10 protein-coding genes and 1 pseudogene are annotated in these 12,515 nt (G+C 44.8%); 8 read left to right on the plus strand and 3 right to left on the minus strand.

What is annotated here, in order from left to right; all coding sequences use genetic code 11:
* Nucleotides 1-10 precede the first annotated feature (10 nt).
* Together ABR189_RS24265 and rdgB are read right to left on the minus strand one after the other, a co-directional pair.
* On the minus strand, nucleotides 11-448 hold the full coding sequence (locus ABR189_RS24265) for an acyl-CoA thioesterase (protein ID WP_354663088.1): 438 nt from the start codon (nucleotides 446-448) through the stop codon (nucleotides 11-13).
* 50 nt (nucleotides 449-498) lie between these two features.
* Entirely contained in the window at nucleotides 499-1,086 is a 588-nt protein-coding gene (gene rdgB, locus ABR189_RS24270) for an RdgB/HAM1 family non-canonical purine NTP pyrophosphatase (RefSeq protein ID WP_354663089.1), read from the minus strand.
* 212 nt (nucleotides 1,087-1,298) lie between these two features.
* Between rdgB and ABR189_RS24275 the strand changes: the two genes are divergently transcribed.
* The 5 genes from ABR189_RS24275 (at nucleotide 1,299) to ABR189_RS24295 (ending at nucleotide 9,187) form a co-directional block, all read left to right on the plus strand.
* Complete coding sequence (locus ABR189_RS24275) at nucleotides 1,299-1,901, plus strand: RNA polymerase sigma-70 factor (RefSeq protein WP_354663090.1); 603 nt, start codon at nucleotides 1,299-1,301, stop codon at nucleotides 1,899-1,901.
* Nucleotides 1,902-1,982: 81 nt separating this feature from the next.
* Nucleotides 1,983-2,978 carry a FecR family protein gene (locus tag ABR189_RS24280; RefSeq protein ID WP_354663091.1) on the plus strand — a complete coding sequence of 332 codons (996 nt, stop codon included), beginning with the start codon at nucleotides 1,983-1,985 and terminating at the stop codon, nucleotides 2,976-2,978.
* 51 nt (nucleotides 2,979-3,029) lie between these two features.
* A complete protein-coding gene (locus tag ABR189_RS24285) occupies nucleotides 3,030-6,443 on the plus strand; it encodes a SusC/RagA family TonB-linked outer membrane protein (RefSeq protein ID WP_354663092.1) in 3,414 nt (1,137 codons plus the stop codon).
* 18 nt (nucleotides 6,444-6,461) lie between these two features.
* Nucleotides 6,462-7,922: a SusD/RagB family nutrient-binding outer membrane lipoprotein gene (locus ABR189_RS24290; protein ID WP_354663093.1), complete on the plus strand. Its 1,461-nt coding sequence runs from the start codon at nucleotides 6,462-6,464 to the stop codon at nucleotides 7,920-7,922.
* Nucleotides 7,923-7,954: 32 nt separating this feature from the next.
* Complete coding sequence (locus ABR189_RS24295; protein ID WP_354663094.1) at nucleotides 7,955-9,187, plus strand: alkaline phosphatase family protein; 1,233 nt, start codon at nucleotides 7,955-7,957, stop codon at nucleotides 9,185-9,187.
* Between the two features lie 159 nt (nucleotides 9,188-9,346).
* Here ABR189_RS24295 and ABR189_RS24300 read toward each other — a convergent pair whose 3' ends face one another.
* Complete coding sequence (locus ABR189_RS24300) at nucleotides 9,347-9,844, minus strand: hypothetical protein (protein ID WP_354663095.1); 498 nt, start codon at nucleotides 9,842-9,844, stop codon at nucleotides 9,347-9,349.
* A gap of 129 nt (nucleotides 9,845-9,973) precedes the next feature.
* Here ABR189_RS24300 and ABR189_RS24305 point away from each other — a divergent pair, with 129 nt between their 5' ends.
* The 3 genes and pseudogenes from ABR189_RS24305 to ABR189_RS24315 all read left to right on the plus strand — a co-directional run.
* Nucleotides 9,974-11,080: a branched-chain amino acid aminotransferase gene (locus ABR189_RS24305; protein WP_354663096.1), complete on the plus strand. Its 1,107-nt coding sequence runs from the start codon at nucleotides 9,974-9,976 to the stop codon at nucleotides 11,078-11,080.
* Between the two features lie 811 nt (nucleotides 11,081-11,891).
* On the plus strand, nucleotides 11,892-12,176 hold the full coding sequence (locus ABR189_RS24310; RefSeq protein ID WP_354663097.1) for a hypothetical protein: 285 nt from the start codon (nucleotides 11,892-11,894) through the stop codon (nucleotides 12,174-12,176).
* Between the two features lie 135 nt (nucleotides 12,177-12,311).
* Nucleotides 12,312-12,515, plus strand: a pseudogene (locus ABR189_RS24315) (30S ribosomal protein S12); the annotation flags it as partial.

Raw genomic sequence — 12,515 nt, forward strand, 5'->3', positions numbered from 1 at the left:
TCACCTGTTGTTAACTTTTACTCATTAGTTGTTCTTTCATTGCTGGCGGTAGTTTGGCTACTTTCCGCTGGGTATAATCAAAACAAACCATGCCGGTTTTAGCTTCCGCAATCAGGATGGTTTTTTCTTCCCGGGTAGTGGTGATACGGTAAAACAGGTCGAACCCAAAGGCACTGTATTCACCAGCCGCTACGGCCACTTCAAATATATCTCCCTGAAACCCTTCGCCTTTGTATACGGTGCAGAGGTCGGCCATGATGAGGCCGGTACCGTCATGGTCCAGCTCTTTGCAGCCTGCACTGTGCAGGAATTGTATGCGGGCCTCGTGCATAATAGATACGATAGCGTCATTGCCTACGTGCCCGCCATAGTTTACATCCTGGATACGTACCGGCACCTGTAAGCTGAAATTGAATGATGCGGGTAAGTCTAGTTTTACTCTTGCCATGCTATTGGATAGTTAGGTATAAAATGCGGTGTTTTTAATGAGGAGGTTGATTATCCTGCCGGATGCGCCTTTAGAAAGAGGAGCAGTTTGGCCAATGCCCTGGCGCGGTGGCTGTATTGGTTTTTTTCTGTCATATCCATTTCTGCAAAGGTGCGGCTGGCACCATTGGGAACGAAGATGGGGTCATATCCGAAACCGTTTTCTCCTTTGCCCGCTTCCAGTATTTCTCCTTCACAGATCCCTTCAAACTGATATTCTTTTCCTTCCAGTATCAGGGAGATCACTGTTCTGAATTGCGCCTGCCGGTTGGTATTTCCTTTCAGTTCCGCTAATACCCTGGCAATATTATCTGCTGCCAGTTTCTGCTCTCCGGCGTACCGGGCAGATAAAACACCTGGGGCACCCTGGAGGGCAGCTACTTCCAGGCCAGTATCTTCGGAGAAGCTGTTTTGGCCGGTAAGCTGGTGGATCGTACGTGATTTTTCGGTGGCATTTGCTTCCAGTGTGTCATGTGGCTCCGGAATGTCAATATCTATACCGGCATCCCGCAGGGTAATAATCTGGAAGTTATTGCCCAGCAAGGACCGGATCTCCTTTATCTTATTATCGTTGTTGGTAGCAAATACGAGCGTACGCATGTTATTTTTTTACTTGATTAACAGGGACAAATATAACGCATTTTCTCCCCCCGGTCAGTAAACACCGCCGGAGGCAGGATCATCGGGATATGATATCCCGCTCCATAATATTAGTTGCATATGTTATATCAATATGCTACTTTAGAAGTAAACTATAGCTTATTCATTCCTTAACATTGGGGTAATAGCCCGGTAATAAATATTCCTGATTTTTGCGCATTATTAACATGAGCCAGCTTGAAACTATGTGTGTATCAAAAATAAAGGATGGAGATGCCTCCGCATTCCGGGAGCTATTCTATACTTATAAAGATGCGCTTTTTGGTTATGCCTGTAAACTTTCCCGTTCGGCAGAGCTGGCGGAGGAGGTGGTGCAGGAAGTGTTTATGAAAGTGTGGATCAACCGTCAGCAGCTGGATCCTGCCCAATCTATTCAATCTTACCTTTATACAGCCACCCGTCATTGTGTATTTAATATCCTGAAAAAGGCCGCCCTGGATGAAAAACTGAAAAAGGCCGTCTTTTACCAGCAGCCTGTATTTTCCAATAATACAGAAGAATATCTGGCCACTTCAGAATTGCAGCGGGTAAAGAAAATAATGCTCGACCAACTACCTCCCCAAAGAAAGCTGATCTTCTGTTTAAGCAGGATAGAAGGGCTTTCGCATGAAGAAATTGCCTTAAAACTGGGGATCTCCAAGAATACCGTCAAAGACCAGATTGTAAAAGCAAGCCGGTTTTTAAAACATCAGTTACATGTACACCATGATATTATTGTTCCACTGCTGATAGTAGGAGTGGCTTATCACCCATAACACGTATCGTCAGAAAAAAATATTTTTATCCCGGATCGTCCTTCCGTCTTTCCCGATTGTATTATATATAAAGTGATTCAGATGATCCCGGATGCAGCACATATCAAACAACTCTTTATCAAACATGCCAATGGCACCTGTACAGCAGCGGAAACAGCGGAGCTGTTGAATTATCTGCAGGAGGAGGGAAGTGAAGAAATGTTGCCTATGCCGGATGAAATAGCGGGGGGAATGTCTGGTATGTTGCCAATGGGTAACGTAGCAGCAGAGCGGGTGTTGCATAATATATTGGGAACAGGAGCAACGCCGGAGGTGAAACGGGGAAAGAGCGTGCGTTTAAGATGGATAGGTATAGCGGCAGCCGCCGCAGCACTGGTAGGAGCTGTGGTTTGGTTATACCGCCCAGGTGTAAAACAACCGGTGCTAACCGCTTATAGTACTGTAAAAGGGGAAGTGAAGCACTTATTGCTCCCGGATGGTAGCCGTATTACACTGAATGGAAATACTACTTTACAATATGACAGTGCCGGATGGCAAGCCAATAAAAGAGAGGTGTGGATTAACGGGGAAGCTTTTTTTAATGTAGCGGCTGATGCAGCCGGACGTTTTACGGTACATGCCGGTAGTACAACCCAGGTGGATGTATTGGGCACCCGGTTTAATGTGCTGGCTACCAGTCAGCAAACGCAGGTGGTACTGAATAGTGGTAAAGTAAAGGTGAATATTTCCAAGGGGGATAACACGAAGGAAGAGGTGGTACTGGTACCCGGTGAAATGGTGGCTTATCAGCCTGATAATAATAAGTTGACACAACAAATGACAGATACCCTGCAGCTGACCAGCTGGAAAGACGGGCTACATGCCTTCCGTGAAACCAGTCTGGCAGATATTGCAACAATGATGACCCGGCAGTTTGGCGTAAAGGTTTCTTTTGCTGCTGCAGAACTGGCTACCCTGCAGTTTACCGGTACTACACCAGCTGGTAACCTGGATGTAATGCTAACAATTCTTGAAAAGTCATTGGATCTCAAAATCTATAAACACGGTGATCAGGTAGTGATTACGAAGGCCAAGTAAATCATTGCCAAGAACAAAACATTAAACTCCTATTTACTAAAACGCATTATTATGCAAAAAAAGCTACTTGTTAATAAGGTAGTAGGAATACTGCTATGCCTGGCCATAGGCATACCCCACGGAGCTGTAGCGCAGGAAATGTTGGCCAGAAATGCCGCAAAATATAAAGCCAGTCCGATGTACAGCCTGGTAGAAGTATTTCCTATGCTGGAAAATCTACGCAAGGTAAAATTCAATTACAACAGTGAGATACTGATTGGTAAAACCATTAATGCCCAGCTCCTCAAAAAGATGGAACAGGCTGATCTGCATACAGGCTTGTCTTTATTACTGCAGCCGCTGGGCCTTACCTGTGAGGCGATCCAGGAAAATTATTATGCTATTAAAGTGATCCCACCTGTCAACGCCATGGCACAGATTAATGTGAAAGGGCTGGTAACAGATGCGGCTAATAATAGTCCGCTGCCTGGTGTGGTGGTAGCCGTAAAGGGTAAAACAAAAGGTACTTCTACAGATGGTACCGGGCGTTATTCCCTCGCTAATGTAGGCGATCAAGAAATCCTGGTGTTTTCCCTGCTGGGGTATAAACCTCAGGAAATGCCGGTTAATGGCCGTACAGAAATAAATATTTCCCTGGCCCAGGATGTTTCGGGGTTAAGCGAAGTAGTGGTAACGGCCCTGGGTATTCAGAAGGAAAAGAAATCATTGGGATATGCGGTACAGGAAGTAAAGGGAGAAAACATGGTAAAAGCCAGGGAACCTAACCTGATCGGTTCTTTAACCGGCCGGGTGGCAGGATTGGTGATCCAGAATTCTACCGACATGTTCCAGGATGCGAACATCCTGCTGCGCGGACAAAAACCTTTGATCGTGATAGATGGTATTCCTGATCAGACAGCCGATATGTGGAAAGTAAACCCGGATGATGTGGAAAGCCTGAGTGTACTGAAAGGGCCTTCTGCTTCTGCATTGTATGGCTCTATCGGTCAGAACGGGGCTATTATGATCACCACCAAAAGAGGGAAAGGAAAGGAGCTTTCCGTAGAGTTCAATTCCTCTACCATGTTTCAGCCTTCTTTTATCCGTATTCCTGATGTGCAAACTACCTACGGCAATGGTAACAAGGGCAGCTACGCTTATGTAGATGGTTCCGGCAGCGGCACAGAAGGATCCGGATGGATATGGGGACCAAAACTGGACCAGCGTGATGCTTCTACACCAAGTGGCTATTGGGAAACACCCCAGTACAACAGCCCTATGGATCCTAACACCGGCGCACTCAAGCCTTTGCCCTGGTTATCCCGTGGTAAAAATAATGTACGTAACTTTTTCCGGACAGGGATTATTTCTACCAATAACCTCAGCATTACCCAGGCCAATGATAAAGGAAGTTTCCGCGCTTCTGCCTCGCATATTTATCAGCAGGGAATTGTACCAAATACACAGCTGAACAACAGCTCTTTCAGTATTGCCGGTAACTATAACCTGACTGACAGACTTAACGTGGATGCCCGTATTACCTACAATCGCCAGTACACAGATAATTATCCGGTGGTAGGATATGGTCCTGGCAACTATCTCTATAATCTTGTATTATGGACAGGGTCGGATGTGGATATCAGAGATCTCCGCAGCTATTGGGTACCCGGAAAAGAAGGACTGCAGCAAAGACACTATAACCAGTCCTGGTACAATAACCCTTATTTCCAGGCTTATGAACTGCTGACCGGGTATTACAAGAACAACACCTTTGGTTCTATGGCCCTGAATTATAAACTCAATACCGACCTCAGTGTGAAATTCCGTACCGGGATCAACTCCTATGGATTAACTACCAGTACCAAAGAGCCGATGAGCTATATTGGATACAGTAATAAATCAAGGGGTAATTATACCGTGGGTTCCCAGAATTATTTTGATCTGGTATCCGATCTGGCATTGCGTTATGAGCATACTTTTGGTAAAGACTTTACGATTCATGCGGAAGTAGGCGGTTCTAATTATTATCGCAACGACAGATACCAGGATAGCAAAACAGACGGATTAACTATTCCCGGATTCTATAACCTGGACAATTCCACCAACCCTGTTATCAGCAAAAATACCCTGGAGGAAAGACGGACCAGCAGTGCATATGGATTGCTGGACATGGAGTACATGGGCGCATTTTATCTGTCACTCACCGGCCGTAATGACATCATCTCCACGCTTCCGGTTGCCAATAACTCCTTTTTCTATCCCTCTGTAGCTGGATCCATTATTATATCCGAACTGGTGAAAACACCACATTGGCTACCTTATGTGAAAGCAAGAGGTTCCTGGTCTTCCGTGTCCAGAGGACGTCTGGATGAAGAAGAGCGTTATACTTACAATTACCTGCCCACCTACGACAGGGGCTTGAAATGGAATAGCGTTCCTTCTCTGTCTTTTGGAGATATGCGCCGTAATCCTGGCCTGAAACCGCAGACTACGAATGCATGGGAAACGGGTTTGGAAGTAAAATTACTGGACAATCGTTTTGGACTGGATGTTACTTATTTCAGGGCACGTGATTTCAACAACATTGTAAGAGTACCGGTATCCAATGCCAGCGGGTATAACTGGCGTCTGGAAAACGGGAATGTGTACCTCCGTAGCGGCTGGGAAATAATGGCAACGGCAACACCCGTACGCAGTAAGGATTTACGCTGGGATATAACCGCCAACTTCAGCACCTATAAACGCACTTTGAAAGAAATATTCGGCGGCGCCAAAGACCTGAATAAGATAAAAGTAGGAGAGCGGATGGATCGCATTTTTGCGGGTGTTTATGAAAAGGATCCCCAGGGAAATATCGTATATGAAAGCAATGGATTTCCTAAAGAAGATGTGTTTTCCCGGTTTGTGGGCAATGCAGATCCTGATTGGACCTATGGTCTGGAAAACGCTTTCCGCTACAAACAGTTTACATTACGGTTTCTCGTAGATGGTCGTATTGGTGGATTGATCTACTCCAGCACCAATCAGAAAATGTGGTGGGGCGGAACCCATCCCGGTACAGTCAATCAGTTCAGGGATGATGCCAATGAAGGTAAGGCCACCTATGTAGGGCCTGGTGTAGTGATCACTTCCGGAGAATTGAAGTATGACGGAGATGGCAACATTGTATCAGATACCCGCAAGTTTGCTACTAATACCAAAGGGGTGAACTATATTGATTACATGATCAATACCAGTAATGCTGCCAACACCAATTACAACTACTATTCAGAAACATTCCTGAAACTGCGGGAAGTAAATCTTACCTGGCAGGTACCTGCAAAATGGATGAACAAAACATTCTTCCGGGATGCTTCGGTTTCATTGGTAGGCCGTAATCTGTTGCTGTTTTCAAAACTGCCCAATGTTGATCCAGACCCGGGGAAGGATGAGCTGCAAACGCCTTCCACCCGTAGTATGGGCTTTAACGTGAATTTAAAATTCTGATCCACAACCTCGTATTTTATGCAAAAGCTATCAATAATAATAGGCCTTTTCCTGCTTACTGCCTGGTGTGGTTGTAAAAAGTTTGAATCCTTTCAAACAGACCCTAACAGAACAACCCAGGCAACGCCCGATTTGTTACTCACATTTATAGAAACCCGTGCCTTTAATGAGGTAAGCACTTCCAATGCGCTGGCTGCCCGTCAGCTGGTATACACGGATGGCGTAAATGCTAATCAGTATTATGGCTGGAAGCGTGCAAGCTTTGACGATTATAACAACCTGCGCCAGGTGTATAAAATGGAGCAGGAAGCGATACGTATTAATAAGCCGGTATACCTTACCCTGGCTAAATTTTTCCGGGCTTACTTTATCATGCGGCTTACTCTCACATTTGGAGATGTGCCTTCTACAGAAGCGTTGCGCGGAGATGAAGGTGGTTTTATACCGGTATATGATAAGCAGGAAGATATTTTCCTGGCAGTACTGGATAGTTTGCAGTCGGCCAATAACGCCCTGACGGCAGCTGCCGATGAGATCAGGGGAGATATTGTGTACAATGGCAATATCCAGCAATGGAAACAACTGATCAATAGCTACAGCATCAGGATACTTATGAGCTTGTCGCTCAAAGAAAACAACACTAAGCTGCGGGTAAAACAACGTTTTGCTGAAATCATTAATAACCCGGATAAGTATCCTTTATTTTCCGGTAATGAGGACAATGGGCAGTTGAAGTATGTAGACCTGCAGGACAACCGTTATCCTTACTATAATAATAATGACCTGCAAACGGCTTATTACATGGAAGAAACGTTTGTGAATACCTTAAAAGGGCTGAAAGATCCGCGCCTGTTCCGCTTTGCCGAAAAGGCTCCCAAACAGGCAGGTTTGCCGGATGGAGATTTTAATGCTTATGGTGGCGTAAAAGGCAGTGCCACTATTGATGAAAATACGATCCGTGTTACTGCCGGAGAAGCCTCCAAAATTGCGAAACGTTATTTTAATGATCCTGTAAATGAACCCGGTATTGCTGTGGGGTATGCAGAGCTGCAGTTTATATTGGCCGAAGCCGTATTAAAAGGCTGGATGACCGGCAATGCAGATACCTATTACAAAAATGGTATTCAGGCATCCATGGAGTTTTTTAAAATAGCGCCTGCAGCTATCACTGCTTATAAAACACAACCAGCCGTACAGTTGCAACCTGGTCATGAACTGGAGAATATTTTTAAACAGAAACATATTGCCTTCTTTTTAAATTCTGGCTGGCAGCCGTTTTATGAACAACGCCGTACCGGTCTTCCGATATTTGATGTATCCGGCAATGGTATGCTCAATGATAAAAAGATCCCTAAACGCTGGATGTATCCGGAAGGGGAATTAAATTTGAACCAGGAAAATGTGACGGCAGCTATTAACAGCCAGTATCCCCAGGGGGATGATGTGAACGGGGTGATGTGGTTGTTGAAAAAAGATTAGTATACCGGGCATTATCAGAAAAACAGGAAATCATGTTAAAAACGATTGTTGTCTGTATCGGGATTTTTTCCGGTACTACACTGATAGCACAACAAAAACAAAAGAAAGCATTGTTTGTCATTGTAGACGGTATTCCGGCAGACGTGATAGAAAAGCAGCCCACGCCTCATCTGGACAGGATTGCAAAAGAAGGAGGATATACCCGTGCTTATGTAGGCGGAGAGAAAGGTGGTTATTCCCAGACACCCACGATATCGGCAGTAGGGTATAACAGCCTGCTGACCAGTACCTGGGTAAATAAGCATAATGTATGGGACAACGATATTGCTGCGCAGAATTATAACTATTGGAGCATTTTCCGCTTTTTTAAGCAGGCCTATCCTCAAAAGAAAACGGCTATTTTTTCCACCTGGCTGGATAACCGTACCAAACTGGTAGGCGACGGCTTGGCCCAAACGGGTCACCTGCATATAGATCATCATGTAGACGGCATGGAACTGGATACGGTTCGTTTTCCACATGACAAGGACAGCCGGTATATTCACCTGATTGATGAAGAAGTAGTAGCCAAAGCGTCGGATTATATCCGTACCGATGCACCGGATCTGTCGTGGGTATACCTGGAGTATAGCGATGATATGGGACACCGGTATGGGGATGGCCCCCGGATGTACGAAGCAGTAAAAATGGTAGATGACCAGATGGGACGTCTTTGGGATGCTATTACCTACCGCCGGGAAAAGTTTGGAGAGGACTGGGTGATCTTCATTACCACAGATCACGGACGGGATGCCAGCAGCGGTCATCACCACGGAGGGCAGTCGGACCGGGAGCGTACTACCTGGATCGTTACAAATGCCAGACAACTGAATCCTTATTTCAAAACAGGGCAGCCAGGTATTACAGATATCACGCCTACCCTGGTACGTTTTCTGAACATCGCAGTACCTGAAGCCAATGCCAGGGAGCTGGACGGCGTACCATTGACAGGCAAAATATCATTAACGGCACCTGCCGCAAAACTGGAAAACGGTGAGTTACAGTTAAGCTGGAAAGCAGCGGAGAAAAAAGGGAAGGTGAAAATATGGGTAGCTACTACCAATCACTTTAAAACAGGTGGAGAGGATATGTACAAGCTCCTGGGAGAAGTGCCCCTGCAGGCACAACAGGCAGCCATCAGCGTAGCAGACATGCCCTCAGATTTTTACAAAATAGTATTGGAAGGACCGGATAATACGGTGAACAGATGGGTGGTGAAACCCTGATGAGCTATTGTATTTTACCCGGATATGCGTTTTTTAAACCAGTGAAATATCCGGGATTTATAAATAGTTAAGTGAAAAAAGAACAGGATAACCGGTTCCTTGCCGATTATCCTGTTCTTTTTTATATACAGCCTGCGCTATGCAGTGAAATGGCTGGTATTAAATCCCCAGTAATTGTTTCAGTCCCATCCAGAGTTTTGCTTTCAGGGTTTTATCCTGACCGATGCCTTCCAGGGCATCGGAAAATAGCAGGGTAGTACCAGCTACGGTGACTAATTGATAGGCTGGGATATCCGCAAGTCCGAATTTTTCCGGAGCAGCACCAAAAATAACCCCCCGTTGAAAAGGCACCGCCGATTTCCAGTCGGCCACACCCAGATCAGGATAACTATGGATGTTAATAAGCGCAACATCCTGCATGCCAAGTTTGCAGGCGTTTAATATATTCGTGAGTAGGTTGAATAATTCATCATTTAAGTATGCTTCCCCTTCATTTTGTATGAAGAGCGCGATGTTTTTTTGATTTTCTCCTAAAAATTTCACTTTAGGCGGGGCTTTTTGCTCGGTAACAACAGGAGCGTTTTCCCCGGGAATGATTGGCTGGGTGTACATTTTAGCCAGAAAATACGGATCCAGTTGAACTTGATCAAGAGACATACACGTTGCAATTTAATGTAATGTTAAGGCCCCGCCTGGGGAAAAATCAGTTTATTTGCACATCGTATAGATGGACAAACTGCCAGCGAATAAAGTGTAAAAATATTGAGATAAAACCGATTAACCATCATGATAGCAGATTATCCAACCGTAAATTCAACAGTAATGGAAGAAGCGTTAAAGAAGATTAAAGTCACAAAAACTACCCATAGCCGGTTAAGTGAAGTGGATTTTAACCACCTGGTGTTTGGTAAAAAATATGCAGACCATATGCTGGTGGCGGATTTTGATGGTAAAGCGTGGGGGAATGCCCAGATACTGCCTTTTCAAAACTTTTCAGTAAGTCCGTCCAATGCAGCATGGCACTATGGCCAGGCTATTTTTGAGGGTATCAAAGCCTATAAAGATCAGGAAGGGAATCCGATGATTTTCCGTCCTTATGACAATTACAAGCGCTTTAATATTTCCGCGGAGCGGATGGGGATGCCGGAAGTACCGGAGTGGTTGTTTATAGGAGGTATGTCAATGTTGATTGATCTGGACCGTGACTGGGTGCCAACCGGGGAGGGCTGTTCCCTTTACCTGCGTCCTTTTATGATTGCCACAGATGAGTTTATAGGCGTACGCCCTTCAGATACTTATCGTTTTGCGATTATCAATTCACCATCGGGGCCTTATTTCAACAAGCCGATCAAGCTACTGGTGCAGGATAAATATGTGAGAGCGTTTCCTGGTGGGGTAGGATATGCCAAGGCAGCAGGCAACTATGGCGGGGCCATGTATCCTACCATGCAGGCACGGAAAGAAGGCTTTGACCAGATCCTGTGGGTAGACGGCTATGAGCATAAGTACCTGCAGGAGTGCGGTACGATGAACGTATTTGCCATTATTGGTAATAAAGCCCTTACACCTGATCTTAGTCAGGGTACTATCCTGGAGGGAGTAACCCGGGCCAGTGTGATGTCTGTACTGGAGGATATGGGTTTTACCGTAGAGGAAAGGCCGGTTTCTATTGATGAGATTGTAGCCGCCTACAAGGATGGTACCTTGCGGGAAGTATTTGGTACCGGTACTGCGGCCAGTGTGGCATATGTGGAGCAGCTGAACTACCAGAACGAGCAGTTGACCCTGGATACCACCAAATATGATGTAGGGCGTGAAGTGATCCAGCGACTGGATGCCATCCGTACTGGAAGGGCGGAGGATACCCGGAACTGGAACTTCAAAATAAGTTAGTTTTCAAATCGTTATGTGATTTTAATACAAAAAGTGAGCTGCTCGTGGAGTGGCTCATTTTTTTTGAGCTATTAGCTTTTAGCTTAATGCAGCGGATGTTTTTAAGCTGTTAGCTATTAGCAGTTAGCTTTTAGCAAAATGCAGCGGAGGAGTGGATATTGATTATTTAAGCGACTTACCCCTGTGTGGTAATTTTGCCCCACAGGATGTTTTTGTTATACCCTTTTTATACCCTTTTTATAGCCTTTTATGCTCTATTCATACTCTATCTATGCTTTAACTATGCTTTAACTATGCTTCAAGCATGCTTGGAGGTAGGGGGGGCTCGTCCTAAAATAGGTTTACACCCATGCTAAATAATCCGGATTAAAGTTTACCTACCTGTTTTTTAATCCTTATGGCGGTTTACAGTTCTAAAGATTAGCAAAAGAATCAATTATTACTATTACTATATATTTTCTTTTTTTGCTTCTTTTTTTCTTTTTAGTTCCCACTTGGATATGTAGATAACCTATTGATCTTCAATGTTGATTCGAGCGCCAGGCTGTCGCCGTTTTTTCCAACGATGTATTAGTTTTCCCTGTGTTTGATGTGCCTGCTCCGGTGTGAGGTAATCACAGCTGCTATAGGGCCTTTGTTGATTGTAAACCTGCACGGCCTGATCTACAGCAGCGGAGGCAGTCTGGATTAGATGGATGTAGTTATTGGTGTTGTTTTTATTGTAATTTTGTTTGCTGGATGTCAAACTGGCTATCCGGAGAACCGAAATCAGGGAAAATCATTTTTTTAAATTAATTTCGCACCTCACATTATGACTTTAGCCAAATTTGTGGCATCGTTGACGAAAGAAACACCTCCGGCAAGTATTTCTAAATTGTTGGAAGCATTATGGTGGGATGGGAAAGGAGATTGGGAGAAAGCGCATGAAATAGCGCAGGATGTGCAGGGAAGGAATGGATCGTGGGTACATGCGTACCTGCATCGTAAGGAAGGAGATAACAGCAATGCCGCCTATTGGTATGCACAGGCAGGGAAGGTAATGCCTGCGGGCGCACTTCAGGAAGAGTGGGAGTATATAGTAGCAGCCCTATTATAAAAATGCCCCTTTTCAAAAAAAGATTCGAAACAATTTTGTTATTCACATATATAGTTTTACCTTTGCCGTCCCAAAAATCCTATATGGGAATTTTGGATGTCATTGTAAACCGACAGAAAAAAAACTAGGTAAAGAATGCCTACTATACAACAATTAGTAAGAAAAGGAAGAGAAATTATCCGGGCTAAATCCAAGTCCAGGGCATTAGATAGCTGCCCTCAGCGTCGTGGCGTTTGTACACGTGTGTACACTACCACGCCAAAGAAGCCTAACTCCGCATTGCGTAAAGTGGCTAAGGTGCGTTTGACCAATAAAATTGAGGTGATTGCCTATATCCCG

This window comes from Chitinophaga sp. H8 (assembly GCF_040567655.1).
In the GTDB taxonomy this organism is placed as follows: Bacteria; Bacteroidota; Bacteroidia; order Chitinophagales; family Chitinophagaceae; genus Chitinophaga; species Chitinophaga defluvii.

Coding starts and splice junctions, on each gene's coding strand:
- ABR189_RS24265 (WP_354663088.1), bottom strand. CDS start 448: ATGGCAAGAGTAAAACTAGACTTACCCGCATCATTCAATTTCAGCTTA.
- rdgB (WP_354663089.1), bottom strand. CDS start 1,086: ATGCGTACGCTCGTATTTGCTACCAACAACGATAATAAGATAAAGGAG.
- ABR189_RS24280 (WP_354663091.1), top strand. CDS start 1,983: ATGATCCCGGATGCAGCACATATCAAACAACTCTTTATCAAACATGCC.
- ABR189_RS24285 (WP_354663092.1), top strand. CDS start 3,030: ATGCAAAAAAAGCTACTTGTTAATAAGGTAGTAGGAATACTGCTATGC.
- ABR189_RS24290 (WP_354663093.1), top strand. CDS start 6,462: ATGCAAAAGCTATCAATAATAATAGGCCTTTTCCTGCTTACTGCCTGG.
- ABR189_RS24295 (WP_354663094.1), top strand. CDS start 7,955: ATGTTAAAAACGATTGTTGTCTGTATCGGGATTTTTTCCGGTACTACA.
- ABR189_RS24300 (WP_354663095.1), bottom strand. CDS start 9,844: ATGTCTCTTGATCAAGTTCAACTGGATCCGTATTTTCTGGCTAAAATG.
- ABR189_RS24305 (WP_354663096.1), top strand. CDS start 9,974: ATGATAGCAGATTATCCAACCGTAAATTCAACAGTAATGGAAGAAGCG.
- ABR189_RS24310 (WP_354663097.1), top strand. CDS start 11,892: ATGACTTTAGCCAAATTTGTGGCATCGTTGACGAAAGAAACACCTCCG.